The sequence below is a fragment of the Ruegeria sp. BHSC276 genome (assembly GCF_059612945.1).
The window spans coordinates 216,533-239,738 of record NZ_JBXWRP010000007.1; the positions used below are offsets into that span (position 1 = coordinate 216,533).

Sequence of the window (23,206 nt, forward strand, 5' to 3'; positions counted from 1 at the left end):
GCTGTGTCACACCGGAAGGGAAGGCGGTCTCGACTCGACCCCATCCTAGCCCAATAACCGCGACGCATGACCCCCATTCCTGCGGGTGAGACCGGATCAGCGGTGGCGTCAATCGGGTGGCGGTCATTGCGGCCCAAATCGCGATGCAAGACAAGAGGTATACGGCCGCATACGGCAGCCAATGTTCCTATAGGAAACTTTTTTCCGTTAAGCAACACGCGAATTGATCCGGGCCGCCTGTGTCGTGATCGCGAGATTTACGGCCCTGCCGGTCGAACGCCTCTGGCCCCTTGCGGAAACCTGCCCTAAGACTTCGCAGCAAGAGGGACGCACATGTCATACATCACATTGGTTCGCCACGGACAGGCCAACACCGCCGCGCGCGATGAGGTCAACTACGACAAGCTCAGCCCGCTGGGCCATCAGCAGGCACGGTGGCTGGGTGCCTATCTGCAAGACACGCGGGCGCATTACCCGCGCGTGTTCTGCGGCACCTTGACCCGCCACCTGGAAACGGCGGCCAGCATGGGCTTGCCGGATCCGGTCCGTGACCCGCGCCTGAACGAAATCGAGTATTTCACCCTAGCCAAACTGTTCGAGGAACAGCACGGCGTAGCGATCCCGACCGACCGCGAGGGCTTTGTCCGGCACCTGCCGCAGACCTTCGAGGCCTGGGCGCGGGGCGATATCAAAGATGCGCCGGAAACCTTCGAACAGTTCGAAACCCGCGTCTCGAACGCCCTGCGAGAGATTCACGCCGGGGACGGGCCGGCCATCGTGGTGACCTCGGGCGGGTTGATCTCGATGGTGGTGCGGCAGGCGATGGGGCTGGACATTCCGGCGATGGCGCGGGTGGCCCTTGCCATCATGAACACGTCGTTGCATCGTCTGCACCCGATCGGGGCCGATCTGAGCCCCGTTCTGTTCAACGCGGTCCCGCATCTGGAAGCGCCCGACCGGCAGTTCGCCCAGACGCATCTGTAACCGCCCAACCCGACGGAGCCGCCGATGCAGCTGTACTATGCGCCCAACACCATATCGGTTGCGACCGCCATCACCTTGGAAGAGGCAGCGCTGGACTATCAGCCGGTCCGACTGGATTTCGCTTCGGGCGAGCAGACGACGGCGGCCTACAGGCAGATCAACCCCAAGGGGCGCGTGCCCGCGCTGGTGGTCGAGGGCGGCATTCTGACCGAGACCGGCGCCCTGCTGGAATTCATTGCCGCCAAGGCCCCCGAGGCCGGGCTTGTCCCCGACGACCCGCTGCAGGCGGCGCGGATGCGTGAGGTGATGTATTACCTGGCCTCGACCATGCATGTGAACCATGCGCACAAGATGCGTGGACACCGCTGGGCCGACAGGAATTCCAGCTGGAAGGACATGGCGGCCAAGGTGGCCCAGACCATGACCGCATCCTGCAAGTATGTCGAGACGAACGGCCTGCGCGGCCCGTTCGTGCTGGGCGAAAGGTTCAGCCTTGCCGACCCGTATCTTTACGTGGTGTGCAGCTGGCTCGAGGGGGATGGGGTCGATGTTTCGGCCTTTCCCAAGATCGTCGCGTTTCGCGACGCGATGGAGGCACGCGCATCCGTCAGGGCGGTTCGAGCCGCCGGGATGCTGGGATAACAGGAAGAACAGATGACACATCTCTGGGTCCGGGCCGAACAGCGCCCGAACGAGGAACGGGTGGGGCTGACGCCCGAGGGTGCGGCGCAACTGATCGACGCCGGCATCCGCGTGACGGTCGAGGAAAGCCATGTCCGCGCCATCCCGATCGACGGCTACCGCGCGGCGGGCTGCGAGATTGCGCCGGAAAACTCCTGGCCGGAGGCGCCGCTGGATGCGATCATCTTCGGCCTCAAGGAATTGCCCGAGGACGGCACGCCCCTGCCGCATCGCCACATCATGTTCGGTCATGCCTTCAAGGGCCAGCATTCGGGCCGAAAGCTGCTGGAGCGGTTCAAGGCCGGCGACGGCACGCTGTATGACCTGGAATACCTGGTAAACGAGACCGGGCGGCGCGTCGCGGCCTTCGGCTATTGGGCCGGGTATGCCGGCGCGGCGGTGACGCTCAAGACCTGGGCGGCGCAGCAGCGCGGCGAGATCTGCGGCCTCGTCGGCGCCTATCCCGGCAAGGATGCGCTGAACGCCGAACTTTTGGCCGAGTTGGACGCCACCGGCGCGCCCCGCCCCCGCGCCATCGTGATCGGCGCGCTGGGAAGGGTCGGCACCGGCGCGTCCGACCTGTGCGAGGCAATGGGGGTAGAGGTGACGAAATGGGACATGGCGGAAACCGCCCATGGCGGGCCGTTCCCCGAAATCCTCGAACACGACATCTTCCTCAACTGCATCTTCGCGCGCCCCGGAACCCCGGTCTTCGTCCCGCGCGAGGCGCTGAATGCCCCGCGTCAGCTGACCGCCATCGGCGACGTGGCCTGCGACCCCGACAGCGACTACAACCCGGTCCCGGTCTATGACCGCGCCACCGCTTGGGAAGAACCCGCCCTGCGCGTGGCCACCGACCCGGTGCTGGACGTGATGGCCATAGACAACCTGCCCTCGATGCTGCCGGTCGAAAGCTCGCAGGACTACGCCGCGCAGCTTCTGCCCTCGCTGCTTGCGCTGACCGACATCGACAGCGGGGTCTGGGGCCGGGCCAAGGCGACATTCGAAACTCACATGAAGGGAATCTGAGCCATGACGATTCATTGGTGCGGCACCGGCCTGTCGGCCATTCCCGGCCTGCGACGCCTGATCGAGGCCGGCCACAAAGTGACCGTCTGGAACCGGACCGTCGAAAAGGCCCGCGCCGAGGTCGGCGACCTGACCGACGACATCCGGGCCTTCGACATCGACGCCTTGGGCGCGGTGCTGGGAAAAGGTGACGTGATCGTCTCGATGCTGCCGGGCGACTGGCACGTACCGCTGGCGGAACTGGCGATCGAGAAGAGCGCGCATTTTGTCTCGTCCTCCTACATCGCGCCCGAAATGCGCACGCTGGACGACAAGGCTCGCGAGGCCGGCGTCGCGCTGGTCAATGAGGTCGGGCTGGATCCGGGCATCGACCACCTGATGGCCCATGCGCTGGTCGACGACTACCGCGCCTCCGACGCCTTCGACCCGGAAAACCACCTCAGCTTCATTTCCTATTGCGGCGGCATCCCCAAGAACCCGAACCCGTTCCGCTACAAGTTCAGCTGGTCGCCCCTGGGCGTGCTCAAGGCGCTGCGCTCGCCCTCGCGGTCGATCCGCGATTATGCCCCGCTGGACGTGGCCCGGCCCTGGATCGCGATCAGCACCTATGTCGCGCCGCTGCCCACGCCCGAAAGTTTCGAGGTCTATCCGAACCGCGACTCGATCCCCTTCATGCAGCAGTACCATTTCGAGGAGCACTGGCCGGTCAAGGAATTCGTCCGCGGCACCCTTCGGCTGAACGGCTGGTCGGATGCGTGGTCGGACGTGTTCCGCGAAATCGAAACGCTGGAAGGCCCCGAGGGCGAAGCGCGGCTCAAGGAAATGTCCGACCAGTTCTGGGCCGAGAACGCCTATGAAGAGGGCGAGCCCGACCGCGTTGTGCTCTGCGTCGGCCTGAAGGCCGAGAAGGACGGCAGGCCGGTCTGGCACAAGACCTATGTGATGGACGCCTGGGGCGACGCGCGCGGCAGCGCCATGGCCCGCCTCGTCTCAATCCCGGTCTCGCTTGCGGTCGAGGCGGTGCTGAACCGCGCCATCCCCGCTGGAGTCCACGCCGCCCCCAGCGACCCGAAACTGGTCCAGGCCTGGATGGCCGAGGTCGACAAGCTAGCGCAGCACCTGCAGGAGGTCGACCACCTGGCCTGAACCAACCAAAAAGCCATTCCGGACGCACCGGAATGGCTTTTTTTCCGGCTGGACAAGACTGTCCGATCGTCGCCTCGGGCGTCAGATGTAGCGCTCGATCGTTTCCTCAAGATCGCTGCGGTTGATCCCCAACTCGGACAGATGATGATCGCTCAACGTATTCAAATGCTGAGCGGCACTTACGATATCGCCCTTGATCGCGTGAATGCGCATGGCTCTGTCAAACAATAACAAAGCGCTGGCGGTCGGCTCATGTCGGCTGGTCGGTATGACGCGGTCAAACATTTTCCCTTCCTCCCCGGATGGTTGCATGGGCTGGGCGTCAGTCAGCGCGACTGCCGATATGGTGCGTTGCGATAAACGCTCTGGTATGCGCGGCGATTGATCTCCGTTCGATCGACACCGATGTCCTTCAGCCGATCATGGCTGAGCCGCTCGAGATCGCGCACGGTTTTTGCCAGGATACGGCGGCGGGATCGTTCAACTCTGGCATCCGTGTATTTGGCGAATATGCCCCTAATCAGGCTGGATTGAAGCTTTTCTGTTCGTGCGGTTGCCATTGTCGTGTCCTCCCGAAAACTGAGCTGCGATGCAGCACTGACACTAGATAAAGGAGGCCTACGTTAACGGTTCCGGACCGACCCATTAAGCCGAGTTAATCCTTTGCCGAAACGAAAGGTGAAGCGTGTCATTGGCCTGCTGGCAAAGTCGCGCGCAGGGCAAAAGCCGTGGCGGGATCGGTTTCCGGATCAAACAGCAGCTTGCGCAATCGAGGCACCAGCGTCTCGTCGCCCCAATCGCGGACAGCAAATGCAATACGCGCCGCGTTTTCGGTGTCTGTTTCCAAAACTTCGGCAAAGATTGCTATGATGGCCGCGCGATGTGCTGGCAACGCGTTGCCAGCATCGACGAGGGCGCGAACCAATGCTCGTGCGTCTTCACTGGCCGCTACAGGAGAACGAAGCGACTGTGCGATCGCGACAAGCGCGACTGCGCCATCCACCTCGATTGCCGCAAGCGCCCAATCCCGCAGGTTGAGACCACCGGTTTCCAACGCGCCCGGATAGACGGACCTTACAGCAGCCAAGGCCGCGTCGTCGGATTGCAAACCCAGCATACGAATGGAGGCAGGTGCATAGGCAATTCGGTTCAGATTGCGCAGGTCATGCAACAGCTGCCGGGTAGAAGCGCTGTCGCGATGCCCGCGCACGATATCGTAAGGTGCGCGGTGCAATTCAATCAGGGCGGTATTGCGCAACAGGCGATCATCATCCTGAAGAAAACCTGCAAAAAATGCGACCCGCTCAGCCGAGGCGGATCCACCAATGCTCCAGCCCGGCCCCTGTGCAAGTACCAACGCCACAAAGTCTTTCCGCGCGGGCGTCATCAAGAAGCCTTTGGTCCAGCCATGCACCAAAGCGCGCCCGGCCCGGTCACGACTGTCGGGGCCGTACATCATCAATACCGAACGATCCGGATCTGCTCGCACCGCCGCCCGCGTCACGCTATCGACCAAAAATGGGATTTCGGGCAAACCCGCCAAGTCTTTGCTGTTGCCCTTCAACACCTCGACGGGCACGTATCGGAACGGGTTGTCTGTTGTCGGTGCGGCCAGAACCACGAATTGCGCCATCATCAAACGGTCGGCCAGCGAATGCTCGGGCAGCGTCACGCATACCGTGCAAGCCCGCGCCGGGCTGTTCAGAACGAATAAGGCGCACAGCAATGCCAGAACTTGCAACAGAGTCGCTTGAATCGAAATGTGCCGCCTCTCCACCACGCCGCCTCATCAAAAACCAGGGACCTAGCTCACCATACCAAATGCGCGTGTCCGTGGCGACAGCGGTTCACATCAGATCGTTTTCCACATCCTCGGCCGAGATTCCAAGTGCGTCCAATCCATTTTCCAGGTGGTCAGACATATGCGGCGTACCGATCAGATAGTCGGCGCAGGGGGTCGAGGCCTCGGCCCGCGCGGTTGCGATCGCCTCGGCCAGGTCCTCGGGGAAAAAGCTTTCGCGACCGATCCACATGATCGCGACCAGCTCGGCCTGCTCGTCCTCGCTCATCCGGTCGATGAAGGCGCGCAGTTCGCCTTCGGCCCGGTGCAGTTCGCGCCCCATCAGGGCAACCTGAGCCACTTTTCTGGGCGAGATTTCCAGCATCGGTGTCAACTCCTCTGTCCGCGTTTGCCCCCCATCTGAACCATCCGCACCGGGCGTCGTCCTTGATCTTGCGCAAATTGCGCCGGTCACTCGTGCGACCGCGACACGGGGTCGGCCGGCACCGGCGCGGTGCGGAACGGCAGGAAGGGCGCTTTCCTGACCCACAGCCTGAGCGCCTGCCAGTGGATCAGAAAGACCGCACGCCGGGCCCCGAATGGCCGCCGCAGCAACGACCACAGGATCGCTCGGTTGGTGAGCGCCCGGCGCGGGCCGGTAAGCGTGGCGATCAGTCCGCCCCCGTCGCGCCCATAGTCGATCCAAACGCCAACCCGGTCGGGCCGGAAATCGAAACGGAAGGTATATGTCCCCTCGATCTTCTGGAACGGGGACACATGCATGAGCTTCTCTGCACGGATGCGATCCGATGGCCCGATCGGTGCAAATCCGGGCTTGTGGCAGACATAGCTGTGGCGCGTGCCGTGGGTATTCGTGACCTCGGCCACGACTGCATAGGGTTGGTCCGCATCATCGAGGCAGAACCAGAAACTGACCGGGTTGAACACATGGCCGAAGACTCTGGGTTGCGTCAGCAGGGCGATCCGGGCGGGCTGCGGAATGTCCATTTCCTTAAGGCGCGCGCGTAGCCAGACGGCCCCACTGCCCCGCCCTGGCAGGCCACCGTGGTCGCGGATGCGCCAATTGGTGATGTTGGCGCGGTCCACCGAGAAAAGAAGCGGCGTCCGCGGCCGGACTTCGGGATCGAGCAGAATATAGTCGACTGAATAGCGAAAGGCGTTCTCGATCGCACCTTTCCTGCCGTGATAGGTGTGGGCGGGGACGAATTCGATCGAAGTCATGAACTGGTGCCGTCTTCAACTGCTTGAGGCCGCACGGTTTTTCGTGCGGCTTTCATTTTGTGTACGAAAATTATCCGTTTTCGGATCAAAAATCTCGTTTCCTGTGATCCAGCTTGGGCCAAGCGTCGTAATGCGGTTATGTTTACCGAGATCGACACCGTTGATTTGGACAGTGCCGCGGCAGAAACCGCAGCGCGGCGCCCCAGCAGCGGTAGCAAACGAACCAAAGGAAGTTCGGTGAACGGAACACAAACGAATGGCGCAGCGCGGTGCCCGTGGATCGACCACGTGAAGCGTATCCGCGAGGCGCAGGATCAGACGGCCTTTGCCGAGCTGTTCCAGCACTTTGCCCCTCGGGTCAAGGCGTTCCTGATCCGTTCGGGGTCCGACGCCGGTTTGGCCGAGGAGTGCGCGCAGGAGGTCATGGCGACGCTGTGGCACAAGGCCCATCTGTTCGACCCGACGCGGGCGACGGTATCCACCTGGGTCTTCACGATTGCGCGGAACAAACGCATCGACGCCCTGCGCAAGCAGCGGCGTCCCGAACCGGAAGAACTGACCTGGGGCCCCGAGGCGGAGCCCGAACAGGCTGACGTGGTTGCGTTGCAGCAGGAAACGGCGCAGTTGCGCACGGCCCTGCGCGAGCTGCCCGAGGCACAAAGGGAACTGATCGTGAAAGCCTATTTCGGCGACCTGAGCCACCGCGAGATTGCCGCGCAGACGGGTTTGCCTCTGGGTACGATCAAATCGAGAATACGACTGGCGCTGGATCGCCTGCGCCACGCGATGAACTGAGATGACAAAGATGAGCAACGCGATCAAACACCACCTGACAGACGATCTGCTGATGGCCTATGCCGCGGGCGCCTTGCCCGAGGCATTTGACCTGATGGTCGCCACGCACATCTCGCTGTGCGACCACTGCCGCGCGCGCGCCGAAAGCTACGAGGCCGTCGGCGGGCATCTGCTGGAAGATCAAGACGACACGGTGGCGATGAGCCAGGGTTCACTGGCGGCAACCATGGCGCTGATCGCGCAGAGCGCGCCCGCGTCGACACCCAAGCGCCAGGCCTGCAGTGTTCTGCCCGCCCCGTTGCAGGATTACGTTGGCGGCGATGTGCACAGCATCCGTTGGAAACCGATTGGCATGGGCGTCAAGCAGGCCATACTTCCGACCAGCAACGAAGCATCCGCACGCTTGCTGTTCATCCCGGCCGGTGCTGCGGTACCCGATCACGGCCACAAAGGCATGGAGCTGACCATGGTTTTGCAAGGCGCGTTTTCCGACGAGGTGGACCATTTCGCCCGCGGTGACGTCGAGATCGCAGACGAGGACTTAGAACACACGCCCGTGGCCGACATGTCCGAGGATTGCATCTGCCTGGCGGTGACCGACGCTCCGCTGAAGTTCAACAGCCTGATCCCACGTTTGGTGCAGCCCTTCCTGCGAATCTGAACGGTCCCTCGGTTGTGCTAGGCTTGGAGCCGGGAATCACCGGGAGGATATGCAGAATGTTGAAACAAGCTCTGGCAGCCCTGTTCATTGCCGTTGTGGCCTTGCCCGCCTTGGCCCAAAGAAAAGCCGAAGTGAAATTCCAGCCCGGAAATTTCGGCTCCATGGTCAGCGGCACCATCACGGGTGATGAATATTTCGACTACGTACTGGGTGCGAAGGGCGGGCAGGAACTGTTTGCCGAGCTTCAGGTCAGCGACACCAACGGCAACGGCGTGATCTATTTCAACATCCTGCCGCCGGGCAGCGACGGGGTCGCGATCTACAATGGCTCGGTCAACGGCAATACCGCCCGGATCAACCTGCCCGAGGACGGAGACTATACCATCCGCGTCTACCTGATGGGCAATGACCGGGACACCGGCAAGACCGTGGGCTACAATCTAGACCTGTCAATCCAGTAGGCCTCAGCCCTCGGACTTGCCCAGCGGCACCACGTTGGCGCGGTCCTCGGGGGCCAGTTCCTCGAAATCGAAATTGTCCAGCCGCTGCGCCCGGCGACCGGCTTTTTCGGCACTGATCTTGATTTCCGAGATATCCTTGGCCGCCTGACCGAAATGCCGGTCGAGATTGGCCACCCGGTCGCCCAGACGCTCGACATCCTTGTGCAGCATACCCAGTTCCTTACGGATCGCGCCCGCCTGTTCGCGCATCCGCGCGTCCTTGAGGATGGCGCGCATCGTGTTCAGCGTGGCCATGCAGGTGGTGGGCGAGACGATCCAGACCCGTTTCGAGAAACTCTCCTGCACCAGTTCGGGGAACTTGGCGTGCAGTTCGGCATAGACCGCCTCGGAGGGCAGGAACATCAGCGCCCCGTCGGCGGTTTCACCGTCCAAAATGTACTTGGTCGAGATGTCTGTGATGTGCTTGCGCACCGTGCTGCGGAACATCTGCACCGCCGCCTTCAACTCCATGTCACTGCCCGCGCCCACCAGCGCCTCATAGGCTTCCAGCGGGAACTTGCTGTCGATCACGATGGGCCCCGGCGGGTTGGGCAGGCGGATCAAACAGTCGGCGCGTTTGCCGTTCGACAGGGTCGCCTGCAGCACATAGCTGTCCGAGGGCAGCGCCTTGGACACGATGTCGTTCAACTGGATCTCGCCGAAGGCGCCGCGGGTCTGCTTGTTCGACAGGATGTCCTGCAGCGACAGCACGTCGCCCGACAGCTTGGTGATATTGTCCTGCGCCTTGTCGATGGCGGCCAGACGCTCTTGCAGCTGGGTCAGCGAGGTCGCGGTCTGTTTCGAGGTGCCGTGCAGGGTTTCCTTCATCCGCTCCTGCATTTCGGCCAGCGCGCGGGCGGATTTCATGGCGTTGTCGGCCAGCCGGTCGTTCATGTGCTGCTGCACCGCCGACAGGCGTGCCTCGACCGTCTGGATCACCTGCACCTGCGCATTGGCCTGAGTGTCCGAGACATGCTGCAACCCGCCGCGCAGTTGCTCCTGCCCCTGCCCCAACTGCTGCACATGCTGGCCCAGATAGGCCAGCTGCTGCGCCAGTGGCTCGGCCATCCGGGCCGAGCGGTTGGCCGCGCGCAGGGCCAGGAACAGCAGGACGAGGATCAGCAGAACCACCCCCGCCCCGATCAGGGCGGCCATCACCATGGGGTCTTCCAGCGAGTATCGGGTGCCTGCAATCTCGATCATCTCAACCTGCGTGTTCTCGTTTTGTTTCTTCTTTTCTATCGCCGACCGGCGGCCGGATCAACTGCGGCCGAACAACCGTTCGATATCGCCCAGCTTCAGTTCCACGTAAGTCGGCCGCCCGTGGTTGCACTGGCCCGAATGGGGCGTGGCCTCCATCTCGCGCAACAGGGCGTTCATCTCTTCGGCGCGCATCCGGCGGCCCGAACGGACCGAGCCATGGCAGGCCACGCGGCTGAGGATCGCCTCGATCCGCGCCTGCACCGTCTGGCTTTCGCCCTGATCGGCCAACTCGTCCAGAATATCCAGGATCATCGCCCGCGCGTTGACCTCGCCCAGAATGGCCGGGGTCTCGCGCACCGCCACCGCGCCGCCGCCGAAGGGTTCGATGGTCAGGCCCAGGCGCGACAGGTCATCGGCCACCGCGAGCAGGCGGGCGCAGTCGCCCTCGGAAAGTTCGACGATCTCGGGGATCAGCAGCGCCTGCGCGGCCACGCCGTTCTCAGCCATCTGTTTCTTCAGTTTCTCATAGACCAGCCGTTCATGCGCGGCGTGTTGGTCCACGATCACCATACCGTCGGCGGTCTGGGCGATGATGTAGTTTTCATGCACCTGCCCGCGCGCGGCCCCCAGGGGCAGATGTTCGGGTGGCGTCTGGTCGGGCTGTGCAGAGGCGGGTTCGGCCACGGGCTCGACCACGCTACCGCTGTAGGCTTTGGCCAGATCGGCAAATCCGGGCGCCTGCGCCTGATAGGCCACCGACCGCGCCGCAGGCGACGGCCGGTCCATCTGATAGACCCGCGCGGGCGCCGCCGGGGCCGGCTCGGGCCGCATCGCGCCCAGCGTCGCGTTGGCCACGGTGGTCGAGGCGCGGTGCCCCGCCTCGGCCAGCGCGTGACGCAGGCTGGAGACGATCAGCCCGCGCGCCACACCGGGATCGCGGAACCGCACCTCGGATTTCGCGGGGTGCACGTTTACGTCGACCAGCGTAGGATCGCAGTCCAGAAACAGCGCCGCCGCCGGGTGCCGGTCGCGGCTGAGGAAATTGAAATAGGCTGCCCGCAGCGCCCCGGTCAGCATCTTGTCGCGCACCGGTCGGCCGTTGACGAACAGGAACTGCGCCACGGCGGCCCCGCGCGAATAGGTGGGCAACGCGGCATATCCGTACAGCCGGATCCCCTCGCGGGTAGCGTCTATCTGCAAGGCATTCTCGGCAAACTCGCGCCCCAGAATTCGGGCCAGCCGGGCGTGCAGCGCGTCGAACAGGTCTCCGTTCTCGCGGTCGGCGCGAAACACCACGCGCCCCTCGCCCCCGCCCGAGACATCGCGCAGGGTGAAGGTGATGGAGGGTTCCGCCATGGCCAGCCGCTTGACCGTGTCCGAGATCGCCTGCGCTTCGGCCCGGTCGGTGCGCATGAATTTCAGCCGCGCGGGCGTGGCATAGAACAGGTCGCGCAGCTCGACTACGGTGCCCGCGCGCAGGGCGGCAGGCTTGACGCCTTCCATCTTGCCACCGGCCACGCGGATCTGGGCCGCCTCGGCCCCCGGCGCGCGGCTGGTGATGGTCAGACGCCCCACCGCCCCCAGCGAGGGCAGCGCCTCGCCCCGGAACCCGAAGGTGTGGATGTTGAGCAGGTCCGACCCGTCGATCTTGGAGGTCGCGTGGCGCGACAGGGCCAGCGGCAGATCCTCGGGCGCGATGCCGCACCCGTCGTCGGTGACGCGAATCAAGGTCTTGCCGCCATCGGCGATGTCGATGCCGATCCGGGTCGCTCCGGCGTCGATCGCGTTTTCCACCAGTTCCTTGACGGCCGAGGCCGGGCGTTCGACCACTTCACCGGCGGCGATGCGGTTGATCGCGGCTTCGTCGAGTTGCCGGATTACGGGGCGATTTTCGCTGATATTGGGGTTTGCCTGCGCCATACCGCTAGACCTAGCACAATCGCACGCGATTCTGCCACAGGTTTGGACAGGTTCAGGAGAGGGGGTCGGATCGTCCGGGCCATCGAAACCGGCAAGCTCGACAGGTTGCCTGTATCATCGCGACTGCCCGAACGACCCGAGGTGAGTGGTGGTCGTGCATTTTGCAATGGCCGGCGGTGTAGCACGATACGGCAGACAAAGCGCCCCCGGATTTTCGCCCCGCCCGGTCTCGGCAAAGTTTGGCCGAAGCAGCGCAATTCCCAGTGGCGAAAACCTGCGGAGTCAACCGGTGCCCGGCGCTCCCGCCCGCCCGCGGCACGGCCCGCAAGCGGCGGCCAGGGCCAGGATGACGCCCGAGACCGTGGCGATCATGCCGGCGGCACTGACCGCATCGGCCCAGCCCAGCCACAGCGGCCCATAGCCCGCCAGAACATAGCCGATCACGGCCGACAGCACCGCGAACAGGACGCTCCAGCCGATCTGGGCCTCGAGCCGGTTGGTCATCATCCGGGCAGCGGCGGGCGGGCAGATGAACATCGCGATCACGATGATCGAGCCCACCGCGTCGAACGCAGCCACCGCTGAGATCGCCGCGACCAGCACCAACGCAAGGCCGAGCGCGCCGGTGCGGATGCCGATCGTGCGGGCGAACCCTTCGTCGAAGGTCGAAATCTTGAGCGGCCGCCAGAACAGTCGGATGAACAGGCTGACGGCCAGCAGCGTGACCGCGATCCGCGGCAGTTCCGGTGGCAATCCGGCCAGCGCCACCGGATCCAGAACCGAGGCCCAGCCCGTCGCGTCCAGCCAGATCAGGCTTTCGAGGTTGCCATAAAGCGCGTGTTCCACGTCCAGATGCACGCTCGAGGTGTCGGTCTGTTCCAGCAGCAACACCCCGGCGGCGAACATGGTGGTGAACACCACGCCCATCGCCGCGCCCGGCTCGATCCGGCCCAGCCGCCGGATGGCCTCGATCAGGATCACCGCCACTGCGGCCGCGCCTGCCGCGCCCAGCATCATCGGCCAGGTCGAGATCACCCCGGTCAGCAGAAACGCCACCACGATGCCCGGCAGCACCACATGGCTGATCGCATCGCCGATCAGGGCCTGCCGGCGCAGCAGCAGGAAATTGCCCGGCAGCGCACAGGCCACCGCCGCGCAAATGCCGATCAGCAGTGGCGTCAAGGACAGTGAAACGAATTCTTCACCGCTCATGTGCGCACCTCATGCGGGGGGCCGATTCGGCGGTCGATCTCGTCGATCTGATCGCGGGTCAGGACGGTTTCGATTTCGCGCAGGCCGTCATATTGCGCCGCTGCGGCTTCGTGCGTCTGATCCGCGCGCACGAGGCCCCAGCGCCTTTCGTCGCGCAACGCCTTGGCCGCCCGCGCCCGACCCGCATCGGTGGCCACGCCGTCGGCCCGCATCAGCCCGGACCGGCGCAACAGACGCCGGGTATAGGGTTCATAGACTTCCTGCCCCTGCGCCAAAGCCAAAAGGCCCTGCCGGATATGAACGCGGCGCTGAAACCGCCGGTGACGCACCACCGCGGCCAAGACGCCGCGCACCGGCGCCAGCAACAGCGATAGCGCAAAAAGCGCAAAGCTGATCAGCACGATGATCGGGCCGGTCGGAAGGTTCGGGGCCGAGGCGGATACGGCCGCGCCCAGATACCCCGCCAGCCCCCCGGCGAGCCCCGACAGCAGCACCACCCGATCCGCCCGGTCCGACCAGAACCGCGCCGTAACCGGCGGGATGATCAGAAGGGCCACGACCAGGATCAGGCCGACGATCTTCAAGCCGATCACCGTGACCGCCATCACCAGGCCCATCATCGCCAGGTCAACGCGATGCACCGGCACCCCCGCGGCTGCTGCGTATTCGGCGTCGAAGGCCACCATCAGCATCGGGCGACGCAGGATCATGACCAGCAGCACGGTCGCCGCCCCGCCCACCGCGATGATCAGCGCGTCGGCAAACAGCATCCCCGCGGTCGAGCCCAGCAGGAACCCCTCAAGCCCCGCCTGACGGCCAACGCCCATCGTCTGGATCACCGTCAGCAACACCACGCCGAACCCGAAGAACACCGACAGAACGGCCCCGATCGCCGCATCCTCGGCCAACCGGGTGCGCCGGGTCAGGCCGTTGATGCACAACAGCCCCACCCAGGCCGACAGCGCCGAGCCCGCCAGCAGGCCGGGCAGGTTGCGCCCCTCGCCGCCCAGCGCCACCATGACCATGAAGGCGATGCAGACGCCCGGCAAGGTCGCATGGCTGATCGCATCGCTGACCAGCGCCCGTTTGCGCAGAAACAGGAAGGTACCGGTCACCCCGGCGGCAAACCCCAGAAGCGTCGCCCCGATGGCGACCAAAGTGGCGTTGTACCCCAGTTGCAGGGTCAGCGCGTCCCACAGCATGGCCTAGCCCAGCGCCCCGGCGATCTGGTCGATCTGCGCCGTGGCCAGACGCCCGCCATAGGTCGCCTGCAGGGTCTCGGCGGTAAAGGCCTCGGCCACGGGGCCTTCGGCGATCTTGCGCGTGTTGATCAAGAACACATGGTCGAAATAATCGGTGACGGTGGCCAGATCATGATGCACGGCGACAACCGTCTTGCCGGCCTGTTTCAACCCCTTCAGAACGCTGATGATGGCCTTTTCGGTGGCGGCATCGACGCCGGCAAAGGGTTCGTCCAGCAGGTACAGGTCGGCCTCCTGCGCCAGCGCGCGCGCCAGAAAGACACGCTGCTGCTGACCGCCCGACAACTGGCCGATTTGCCGGTCGGCGAATTCATGCATCCCGACCCGATGCAGACAGTCCATCGCGCGGGCCATGTGCCGCATGCGCACCCGGCCCAGCAGGCCCAGCTCGCGCGACATGCCCATCAGGACCACGTCGATCACGCGGGTGGGGAAATCCCAATCGACGCTGGCGCGCTGCGGCACATAGGCGATGCGGGCGCGCTGTTTCTCAAGCGGCCTGCCAAAGACGGTGACCTGCCCGGATACCGGCCGGACGATGCCCAGCGCGGCCTTCAGCAGGGTGGACTTGCCCGCGCCGTTCGGGCCGATGATCGCGGTCATCGACCCCGGTTGAACGGTGATGTCCACGGAAAACACGGCCGGTTTCTGGTTGTAGGACACGGTCAGCCCGCGAATGGCCAGCGGGCTGGCCTGAACCGACGGATCGGTCGGGCGGGTGCCCTGTTTCGCGGCAAGCTCAACCATGTCAGGACCCCGCCGCCAGCTTGCCGTCCATGCCGCGCGCGGGCACATCGGCGCCCAGCCCGCGGGCGATGACGGTGAAGTTGTGATCGAGCATGCCGACATAGGTGCCCTCGTAGGTGCCCGGCGCGCCCATCGCGTCCGAGAACAGCTCGCCGCCCACGGCAACGGTGTGCCCCTTGGCCGCCGCCCCCTCGATCAGCGCCCGAACCGACCGGTCGGACACCGAGCTTTCGACGAACACCGCCGACACCTGCCGTTCGACCAGCATGTCGACCAGTTCTCCGATCCGGTTGAGCCCGGCCTCGGACTGGGTGGAAATGCCCTGAATGCCGGTCACCTCGAACCCGTATTCCGCGCCGAAATAGCCAAAGGCGTCATGGGCGGTGACCAGCACCCGCTTGTCCGCGGGGATCTGCGCCAGAACCTGTTGGCCATAGGCATGCAGGCGGTTGATCCGGTCCAGAAACGCCTGGGTGTTCGCGGCGAACAGGTCGGCAGCCTCGGGGCGCGCCTCGGTCAGGGCCTGCTGCACCTCGATCACGACGTCGCGCCACAGGACCGGGCTCATCCACAGATGCGGGTCGTACTTGTCGGCATAATCGTAATGAGCGCGCAGTTTCGACTTGTCGACCCCCTCGGCCACGGCCACCACCGGGCGCTTGCGGCCGAGATCGTGAAAGAAATCTTCCATCTGCGCCTCGAGATACAGGCCGTGCCACAGAACCAGGTCGGCGCGGGTCATGGCGACGATGTCGCTGCGGGTCTGACGATAGGCATGGGGGTCCACGCCGGGGCCCATCAACGATTTCACCTCGACCTGGTCGCCCCCGATCTGACGCACCGCGTCGGCGATCATGCCGGTCGTGGCCACCACCTTCAGCGGCGCCCCGGCCAATCCGGCAACCGGAAGCGCGGCAGCAACGGCAAGCGCGGCAAGAAACTGACGGCGAATCATTTTTGACCTCGGGTTGGGTTCATGTTGACCCCAAATATGAGAACCATTCGCAACTAAGTCAATGCAATTGCGAATTACTCGCAAGAAAACGCCTATTTTGTCCATTTGGTCAAAAACCTGATCCCCGCAGCACGCGACACCTTTCCTTCGCCGGCCTGCCGTGCGATTTTGGCGCAAACCTCCCAAAGGACGTGACAATGGATACGCAGAGCTCAGAAAGCCCCGTGCGCACCGCGCATCTGCCGCAAGTGACCGAGCCCCGAAACCCCGGCATGGAACTGGACCTGGACTGGGTCCGCGCCGTGCAGGCCAACACCTCGGCCATCGAGCGCCGCGCCGCGACCCTGCCTGGGCGCCGGTCGGTCAAGAAAGAATACCAAGCCGCCTGGCTGCTGAAGGCGATCACCATGATCGACCTGACCACCCTTTCGGGCGATGACACCGAGGGCCGCGTTCGCCGCCTATGCGCCAAGGCCCGCCAGCCCGTGTCACCCGCCCTGCTGAGGGCGCTGGACATGCCGCCGATCACCACCGGCGCGGTCTGTGTCTATCACGACATGATTGAAACGGCGGTGGATGCGCTGACAGGCACCGGCATTCCGGTCGCGGCCGTGTCCACCGGCTTTCCGGCGGGTCTGTCGCCCTTTCACCTGCGCGTGGCCGAGATCGAGGAAAGCGTGAAGGCCGGGGCCGAGGAGATCGACATCGTGATCTCGCGCCGCCATGTGCTGCAGGGCGACTGGCAGGCGCTGTATGACGAGATGAAGGCGTTCCGCGCAGCCTGCGGCGAGGCGCATGTCAAAGCGATCCTCGCCACCGGCGAGCTGGGCAGCCTGCGCAACGTGGCGCGCGCCTCGCTGGTCTGCATGATGGCGGGGGCAGATTTCATCAAGACCTCGACCGGCAAGGAAAGCGTCAACGCCACCCTGCCCGTGTCGCTAGTGATGATCCGCGCGATCCGTGACTACTATGACCGCACCGGATATCGCGTGGGCTACAAGCCCGCGGGCGGGATTTCCAAGGCCAAGGACGCGCTGGTCTACCTGTCGCTGATCAAGGACGAGCTGGGCGGCCGCTGGCTGCAACCCGACCTGTTCCGCTTTGGCGCCTCGTCCCTGCTGGGCGATATCGAGCGGCAGTTGGAACATTTCGTCACCGGGGCATACTCGGCCGGTTACCGGCACCCGATGGGCTGAGGACAGGAACAATGACAGTCAAAGAGATTTTCGAGACCATGGAATACGGACCCGCCCCGGAAAGTGCCGCCGAGGCCCTGGCATGGCTGGTCGATCAGGGCGACAAGTTCGGCCATTTCATCGACGGCGCCTTCACCAAGCCCGGCCAAGGGTTTGAAAGCCGCAACCCGGCCACGGGCGAGGTTCTGGCGACCCTAACCCAAGCCACCCGGGCCGATGTGGACGCCGCCGTGGCCGCCGCGCGAAAGGCGCAACCCAAATGGGAAAAGCTGGGCGGCCCGGCCCGCGCCCGCTACCTCTATGCCATCGCGCGGCTGATCCAGAAACACGCCCGCCTGTTCGCAGTGCTCGAGACGCTGGACAACGGCAAGCCGATCCGGGAATCGCGCGACATCGACATTCCGCTGGTACAGCGGCATTTCTACTATCACGCAGGCATGGCCCAGCTGATGGAAGCCGAGCTGCCCGACGCGCAGGCGCTGGGGGTCTGCGGCCAGATCATTCCGTGGAACTTCCCGCTGCTGATGCTGGCGTGGAAGGTGGCCCCGGCGCTGGCCATGGGCAACACGGTTGTTCTGAAGCCGGCCGAATACACCTCGCTGACGGCGCTGCTGTTTGCTGATATCTGCATGCAGGCCGGTCTGCCCAAGGGCGTGGTCAACATCGTCACCGGCGACGGCACGGTGGGCGAGATGATCGTAAAGGCGGACGTGGACAAGATCGCCTTTACCGGCTCGACCGAAGTGGGCCGCCGCATCCGCGAAGCCACCGCCGGGTCGGGCAAGTCCCTGACGCTCGAGCTGGGCGGCAAGTCGCCCTATATCGTCTTTGACGATGCCGACATCGATTCAGCCATCGAAGGTCTGGTCGATGCGATCTGGTTCAACCAGGGCCAGGTCTGTTGCGCGGGCTCGCGCCTGCTGGTGCAGGAGGGCATTGCCGACCGCTTCTACACCAAGCTGCGCGCCCGCATGGACAAGCTGCGCATCGGCAACCCGCTGGACAAATGCATCGACGTGGGCGCGGTGGTGGACCCGGTACAGCTGCAGACCATCAAGTCGATGGTCGAGGGCAACGCGGTGGGCCAGGTTTACCAACCCGCCTGCGAGTTGCCGTCGAATGGCTGCTACTACCCGCCGACGCTGATCACCGGACTCGAGACCTCGGACCCGCTGATGCAGGAGGAGATATTCGGCCCGGTTCTGGTCTCATCGACCTTCCGCACCCCGGCCGAGGCGGTCGAACTGGCCAACAACACCCGTTACGGGCTGGCCGCAACGGTCTGGACCGAGAACGTCAACCTTGCGCTGGACATCGCGCCCAAGCTGGTCGCGGGCGTGGTCTGGGTCAATGCCACCAACCTGTTCGACGCGGCCGCGGGCTTTGGCGGCGTGCGCGAAAGCGGCTTTGGCCGTGAAGGCGGCTGGGAAGGGCTGAACGCCTATACCAAGCCCAAGGGTAAAACCAAGCCGCTGGCCAAGATCGAACCTATCGTGGGCGAAGGTGGCCCGGTCGATCCGATCGACCGCACCGCCAAACTGTATGTCGGCGGCAAGCAGGCGCGGCCCGATGGCGGCTATTCCCGCGCGGTCTGGGGCAAGGCGGGGCTGTTGGGCCATGTAGGTCTGGCCAACCGCAAGGACGTGCGCAACGCGGTCGAGGCCGCGGCGGGGGCGGCGGGCTGGTCGAAAACCACCGGCCATCTACGGGCGCAGATCCTGTATTACATCGGCGAGAACCTCTCGGCCCGCGCCGAGGAGTTCGCGCATCGCATCGACGCGATGACCGGCCGCAAGGACGGTGCGAAAGAGGTCGACGCCGCAATCCAGCGCCTGTTCACCGCCGCCGCCTGGGCCGACAAATATGACGGCCAGGTGCATGGCGTTCCGATCCGCGGCGTGGCGATTGCGATGAAGGAACCGGTTGGCGTGATCGGCGCGCTTTGCGCTGACGAGGCGCCGCTGCTGGGTCTGGTCTCGGCCATGGCCCCGGCGATCGCGATGGGCAACCGGGTGGTTCTGGTGGCGTCCGAGCCCTATCCGCTGGCGGCCACCGATTTCTATCAGGTGCTGGACACCTCGGACGTGCCCGCCGGCGTGGTGAACATCCTGACCGGCAGCCACGAGGAACTGGCCAAACCGCTGGCCTCGCATCTGAACGTGGATGCGGTCTGGTCCTTCTCGTCGTCGAACCTGTCGGCACAGATCGAGAAAGCCTCGGCCGGGAACCTCAAGCGGACTTGGGTGAATAACGCGACGGCATTTGACTGGAGCGTGGACCACACCCGCCGCTTCCTGCAGGCTGCGACCGAGATCAAGAACATCTGGGTGCCCTACGGCGAGTAGGGCTCCCGCATCATGGGGAGGCTCTGCATGGACTTCGCAGGAAAGACGGTCATCGTCATCGGTGGCACCAGCGGTATCAACCGGGGCATCGCCGAGGCCTTCGCGGCCTCGGGCGCGAAACTGGCCGTGGCCAGCCGCTCGCAGGAGAAGGTGGACGACACCATCGCCGCGCTGAAGACGGCGGGCGCGACCGAGGCCATCGGCGCGGCCTTCGACGTGCGTGATGCCGAAGCGGTCGCCGAGGGGCTGAAACAGTTCCACGCGGCGCTCGGTAATTTCGACGTGCTGGTTTCGGGGGCGGCGGGCAACTTTCCCGCGCTGATGGCGGAAATGTCGGTCAACGCCTTCCGCACCGTGGTCGAGATCGACCTGATGGGCACCGTGCATGTGATGAAGGGGGCCTATCCCTATCTGAAACGGCCCGGCGGCAACGTCATCAACATCTCGGCCCCGCAATCCTACCTGCCCTACGAGGGCCAGGCCCATGTCTGCGCGGCCAAGGCGGGGGTCGATCAGATCACCCGCACCCTGTCGATGGAATGGGGCGTGGAAGGCATCCGGGTGAACTCGGTGGTGCCGGGTTTCATCGAGGGCACCGAGGGCGCCAAACGTCTGGCCCCCACACCCGACGCGGGCAAGCAGTTGCTTCAGGACGTGCCTCTGGGCCGCTGGGGCACGCCGCAGGACGTGGCCAATGCCTGCCTGTTTCTGGCCTCGGACATGGCCAGCTATATCAGCGGGACGGTTCTGGCCGTGGACGGGGCGCTGTATCAGCGCGGCTCGGGCCGGTTCGGCCAGATGATGGGGCAGATGCTGCGCGACATGGCCGGCAACAAGGGCTGAGCACCGCTCAGCCCCGCGCCTCAGTTCGTTGTCTCGAGCCCCTCGGGTTTGCCCACCACCACGAAATGCAGCCCGTCGGGGTCCAGCAGCTCGGCCGCGACGCGGTTCACCTCGTCCAGCGTCACCGCGTTCACCTTGTCGTTGCGGGTGGCGATGTAGTCGATCGGCAGGCCTTCCATCTGCATCCCCACCATGATCCCCGCGATCCGGGCATTGCCGTCGAAGCGCAGGGGATAGGCACCGGTCAGATAGGTCTTGGCGTCATCCAGCTCTTTCTGCGTCACGCCTTCGGTCGCGGCGCGGCGCCATTCGTCACGGATCACCGTGATCGCCTGCGCGATCCGATCATTGGCCGAGGACACCGACCCCAGATAGACCGAGGCCAGATCCTTGGGCACCAGATAGGTCCCAACGCCATAGGTCAGGCCGCGCTTCTCGCGCACTTCCTGCATCAGACGGCTTTCGAAACCGCCGCCGCCGAGGATGTGGTTCAGGATGTAGGCCGCGAAGAAATCCGAGTCGTCGCGGTCGATGCCCTTCTGGCCGAACAGCGCCACCGATTGCGGCGTGTCGAATTCGACCACCGTGACGCCGCCGGGGATGTTCACCTGCGCCTTTCCGGGGATCGGCTTGCCCGTCTCGGGCAGATCGGCGAGCAGATGGTCCAGCAGCGCGCCCAGTTCGTCGGGGGTGATGTCGCCCACGGCGCCCACATACAGCCGGTCCTTGGCAAAGACGCCCTTGTGGGCCGCCACGATGTCATCGCGGGTGAGGGCCGAAACGCTTTCGATCGTGCCCTTCCCGTCCGAGCCGTAAGGGTGATCGCCATAGGCCATCCAGGCAAAGGTCTGCCCCGCGATGGTGTTCGGGTCAGTCTGGTCGGACCGCAACCCCGACAGCACCTGCGCCCGCACCCGGTCGATCGCATCCTGATCGAACCGCGGCTGCTGGATCGTGGTGCGCAGCAAGTCCACCGCCTGATCGCGATTTTCGGTCAGGAACTGGGCCGAGATCGCCACGCTGTCATCCGACGCGTCATAGCCGAAGGAGGCCGCCAGCGACTCCAGCGCCCGCGCGTAGCTGCGCGCATCCATGTCGCCTGCGCCTTCCTCCAGCAGGCCACTCATCAGGTAGACCGCGCCGCGCTTTTCGGGATCGTCCAGCGAGGTGCCCCCGCGGAACCGCAGTTCCAGCGCGGTGAAGGGGATCGAGTGATCCTCGACCAGCCAGGCCCGGATGCCGCCAGGCGAGGTGACCTCTTGAATCTTGATTTCGGCCCAGGCGGGCAGCGCGAACAGCAGGGCAATCAGGGGGGCAAGGAAACGGATCATTGGGTTACCTCGTCATCACGCATCAGCCATCCGGTGACCGAAGCCTCGGGGCGCAGAACGTCGCGCGCGGCAGCGATGATGTCGTCGCCGGTGACGGCCTGCAGAATGTCGGGCCAAGCCTGCACGTCCTCGACCGTCAGACCGCTGGTCAGCGCCCGGCCATAGCGGTTGCCGATTCCGTCGACATTGTCGCGGGCATAGATCTGCGCGGCACGCAGTTGCAGCTTGATCCGGTACAGATCCTCTTGCTTGACGCCCTCGGCGATGAAATCGGCCACCGCCTGATCCATCGCCTCCTCGGCCTGTTGCAGCGACACGCCCTGCGCAGGCACGACGATCAGGTCAAAGGTCGTGTCATCCAGCGACACCCCGCGATAGAACGCCCCGGCATAGACCGCCAATTGCTGCTCGAGCTGCAGCTTTTCGTTCAGGTAGGATGTGGTGCTACCGCCCAGCAGCTCGGCCAGCAAGTACAGCGCCGCGGCCTTCTCCTGCGCGCCAGCGTCGCGTTCGGGTGCAAGGTAGCTGCGTTGGACATAAGGCTGCGACACCCGCGCATCCTTGAAGGTGAGGCGCCGGGCGGCGGTCTGAGGCGGCTCCTGCGAGCGGACCCGCTCGGGCAGGTCGGGGTTGGCCGGGATCACGCCGTAGTAAGTCTCGGCAAGGGTCCTGACCTCGGCCGGGTCCACATCGCCGGTCACCACCAGGATCGCGTTGTTGGGCGCGTAATAAGTCTGGTAGAAGGACAGCGCGTCCTCCATGTCCAGTTCTTCCATCTCGTGCTTCCAGCCGATCACCGGAACGCCGTAGCGGTGGTTGAGGTACTGCGCCGCGCTCATCTGTTCACCGAACAGGGCGCGGGGGTTGTTCTCGGTGCGCTGGTTGCGCTCTTCCAGGATCACGTCGCGTTCGGTTGCGATGTCCTCCTGCGAGAGCCTGAGGTTGCGCATCCGGTCGGCCTCCATCTTCATCATCAGGCCCAGCCGATCGGCGGCCACGCGCTGGAAATAGGCCGTATAGTCATACGAGGTGAAGGCATTGTCATTGCCGCCATTGGCCGCGACGGTGGCCGACAGCTCGCCGGGGGCCATGCTGTCGGTACCCTTGAACAGAAGATGTTCCAGGAAATGCGCCACACCGGATGACCCCACCGGCTCGTCCGCCGATCCGGCCCGGTACCAGACCATGTGCTGCACGACCGGAGCGCGGTGATCCTCGATCACCACCACGTCCATACCGTTGTCCAAGGCAAAGGTGGTCACGGCCTCGTGCCCGGTTCCGGCCAGAACCGGGGCTGCGGCTGTCAGTGCGGCGCAAAACGCCAGGACCCGAACCATGGGGCATCCTCCGTCTGTGTCGTTGGTTTTCAAACTA

23 protein-coding genes are annotated in these 23,206 nt (G+C 64.8%); 10 read left to right on the forward strand and 13 right to left on the reverse strand.

All coding sequences use genetic code 11. From position 1 onward, the window contains the following. Positions 1-333: 333 nt before the first annotated feature. The 4 genes from AC2FMD_RS13545 to AC2FMD_RS13560 are packed head-to-tail and all read left to right on the forward strand — an operon-like array spanning position 334 to position 3,840. Positions 334-984 carry a histidine phosphatase family protein gene (locus AC2FMD_RS13545; RefSeq protein WP_496710810.1) on the forward strand — a complete coding sequence of 217 codons (651 nt, stop codon included), beginning with the start codon at positions 334-336 and terminating at the stop codon, positions 982-984. Positions 985-1,008: 24 nt separating this feature from the next. Beyond that, positions 1,009-1,626, forward strand: a complete 618-nt coding sequence (locus AC2FMD_RS13550) for a glutathione S-transferase family protein (RefSeq protein ID WP_496795111.1) — start codon at positions 1,009-1,011, stop codon at positions 1,624-1,626. A 12-nt stretch (positions 1,627-1,638) separates the two neighbouring features. Next, a complete protein-coding gene (locus tag AC2FMD_RS13555; protein ID WP_496742606.1) occupies positions 1,639-2,694 on the forward strand; it encodes a saccharopine dehydrogenase in 1,056 nt (351 codons plus the stop codon). Between the two features lie 3 nt (positions 2,695-2,697). After that, positions 2,698-3,840: a saccharopine dehydrogenase family protein gene (locus AC2FMD_RS13560; RefSeq protein ID WP_496795112.1), complete on the forward strand. Its 1,143-nt coding sequence runs from the start codon at positions 2,698-2,700 to the stop codon at positions 3,838-3,840. 81 nt (positions 3,841-3,921) lie between these two features. Here the strand turns inward: AC2FMD_RS13560 and AC2FMD_RS13565 are convergent, their stop codons facing one another. From AC2FMD_RS13565 to AC2FMD_RS13585, 5 genes are all read right to left on the reverse strand, one after another. Beyond that, positions 3,922-4,125 carry a hypothetical protein gene (locus AC2FMD_RS13565; protein ID WP_496680635.1) on the reverse strand — a complete coding sequence of 68 codons (204 nt, stop codon included), beginning with the start codon at positions 4,123-4,125 and terminating at the stop codon, positions 3,922-3,924. A 41-nt stretch (positions 4,126-4,166) separates the two neighbouring features. Further along, positions 4,167-4,400: a hypothetical protein gene (locus tag AC2FMD_RS13570; protein WP_496680633.1), complete on the reverse strand. Its 234-nt coding sequence runs from the start codon at positions 4,398-4,400 to the stop codon at positions 4,167-4,169. A gap of 128 nt (positions 4,401-4,528) precedes the next feature. Next, positions 4,529-5,581, reverse strand: coding sequence for a hypothetical protein (locus AC2FMD_RS13575; RefSeq protein ID WP_496742603.1), 1,053 nt, complete (start codon positions 5,579-5,581; stop codon positions 4,529-4,531). Positions 5,582-5,687: 106 nt separating this feature from the next. Beyond that, the gene (locus AC2FMD_RS13580; protein ID WP_496680628.1) at positions 5,688-6,005 is read right to left on the reverse strand and encodes a DUF3775 domain-containing protein; all 318 of its coding nucleotides are present in this window, start codon (positions 6,003-6,005) and stop codon (positions 5,688-5,690) included. A gap of 86 nt (positions 6,006-6,091) precedes the next feature. Further along, complete coding sequence (locus AC2FMD_RS13585) at positions 6,092-6,862, reverse strand: DUF1365 domain-containing protein (protein WP_496710817.1); 771 nt, start codon at positions 6,860-6,862, stop codon at positions 6,092-6,094. Positions 6,863-7,000: 138 nt separating this feature from the next. Here AC2FMD_RS13585 and AC2FMD_RS13590 point away from each other — a divergent pair, with 138 nt between their 5' ends. Genes AC2FMD_RS13590 through AC2FMD_RS13600 form a run of 3 tightly spaced genes read left to right on the forward strand, consistent with a single transcriptional unit; the run spans position 7,001 to position 8,779 of the window. Further along, positions 7,001-7,657, forward strand: coding sequence for a sigma-70 family RNA polymerase sigma factor (locus AC2FMD_RS13590; RefSeq protein WP_496742602.1), 657 nt, complete (start codon positions 7,001-7,003; stop codon positions 7,655-7,657). 10 nt (positions 7,658-7,667) lie between these two features. Further along, positions 7,668-8,318: a ChrR family anti-sigma-E factor gene (locus AC2FMD_RS13595; RefSeq protein WP_496688538.1), complete on the forward strand. Its 651-nt coding sequence runs from the start codon at positions 7,668-7,670 to the stop codon at positions 8,316-8,318. A 56-nt stretch (positions 8,319-8,374) separates the two neighbouring features. Continuing rightward, complete coding sequence (locus tag AC2FMD_RS13600; protein ID WP_496710819.1) at positions 8,375-8,779, forward strand: hypothetical protein; 405 nt, start codon at positions 8,375-8,377, stop codon at positions 8,777-8,779. Positions 8,780-8,782: 3 nt separating this feature from the next. Here the strand turns inward: AC2FMD_RS13600 and AC2FMD_RS13605 are convergent, their stop codons facing one another. The 6 genes from AC2FMD_RS13605 to AC2FMD_RS13630 all read right to left on the reverse strand — a co-directional run bounded on the left by AC2FMD_RS13605 (position 8,783) and on the right by AC2FMD_RS13630 (position 16,117). Then, on the reverse strand, positions 8,783-10,021 hold the full coding sequence (locus AC2FMD_RS13605) for a DNA recombination protein RmuC (protein WP_496680618.1): 1,239 nt from the start codon (positions 10,019-10,021) through the stop codon (positions 8,783-8,785). Between the two features lie 57 nt (positions 10,022-10,078). Next, on the reverse strand, positions 10,079-11,941 hold the full coding sequence (mutL, locus tag AC2FMD_RS13610) for a DNA mismatch repair endonuclease MutL (protein ID WP_496795113.1): 1,863 nt from the start codon (positions 11,939-11,941) through the stop codon (positions 10,079-10,081). 282 nt (positions 11,942-12,223) lie between these two features. After that, positions 12,224-13,153: a metal ABC transporter permease gene (locus AC2FMD_RS13615; RefSeq protein WP_496742600.1), complete on the reverse strand. Its 930-nt coding sequence runs from the start codon at positions 13,151-13,153 to the stop codon at positions 12,224-12,226. Then, the gene (locus tag AC2FMD_RS13620; RefSeq protein ID WP_496689416.1) at positions 13,150-14,355 is read right to left on the reverse strand and encodes a metal ABC transporter permease; all 1,206 of its coding nucleotides are present in this window, start codon (positions 14,353-14,355) and stop codon (positions 13,150-13,152) included. Before AC2FMD_RS13620 ends, AC2FMD_RS13615 begins: the two co-directional genes overlap by 4 nt. 3 nt (positions 14,356-14,358) lie before the next feature. Further along, entirely contained in the window at positions 14,359-15,162 is an 804-nt protein-coding gene (locus AC2FMD_RS13625; RefSeq protein WP_496680610.1) for a metal ABC transporter ATP-binding protein, read from the reverse strand. Position 15,163: 1 nt separating this feature from the next. Continuing rightward, entirely contained in the window at positions 15,164-16,117 is a 954-nt protein-coding gene (locus tag AC2FMD_RS13630; RefSeq protein WP_496742599.1) for a metal ABC transporter solute-binding protein, Zn/Mn family, read from the reverse strand. Positions 16,118-16,314: 197 nt separating this feature from the next. Here AC2FMD_RS13630 and deoC point away from each other — a divergent pair, with 197 nt between their 5' ends. Genes deoC through AC2FMD_RS13645 form a run of 3 tightly spaced genes read left to right on the forward strand, consistent with a single transcriptional unit; the run spans position 16,315 to position 20,501 of the window. After that, on the forward strand, positions 16,315-17,313 hold the full coding sequence (gene deoC, locus AC2FMD_RS13635) for a deoxyribose-phosphate aldolase (RefSeq protein ID WP_496742598.1): 999 nt from the start codon (positions 16,315-16,317) through the stop codon (positions 17,311-17,313). A gap of 11 nt (positions 17,314-17,324) precedes the next feature. Continuing rightward, the gene (locus AC2FMD_RS13640; protein WP_496742597.1) at positions 17,325-19,658 is read left to right on the forward strand and encodes an aldehyde dehydrogenase family protein; all 2,334 of its coding nucleotides are present in this window, start codon (positions 17,325-17,327) and stop codon (positions 19,656-19,658) included. A gap of 27 nt (positions 19,659-19,685) precedes the next feature. Further along, the gene (locus tag AC2FMD_RS13645; RefSeq protein ID WP_496742596.1) at positions 19,686-20,501 is read left to right on the forward strand and encodes an SDR family oxidoreductase; all 816 of its coding nucleotides are present in this window, start codon (positions 19,686-19,688) and stop codon (positions 20,499-20,501) included. 20 nt (positions 20,502-20,521) lie between these two features. On the opposite strand, the gene AC2FMD_RS13650 is transcribed toward AC2FMD_RS13645, so the two are convergent. Beyond that, the gene (locus AC2FMD_RS13650; protein ID WP_496742595.1) at positions 20,522-21,832 is read right to left on the reverse strand and encodes a M16 family metallopeptidase; all 1,311 of its coding nucleotides are present in this window, start codon (positions 21,830-21,832) and stop codon (positions 20,522-20,524) included. Beyond that, positions 21,829-23,169, reverse strand: coding sequence for a M16 family metallopeptidase (locus AC2FMD_RS13655; protein ID WP_496742594.1), 1,341 nt, complete (start codon positions 23,167-23,169; stop codon positions 21,829-21,831). Before AC2FMD_RS13655 ends, AC2FMD_RS13650 begins: the two co-directional genes overlap by 4 nt. Between the last annotated feature and the right edge of the window lie 37 nt (positions 23,170-23,206).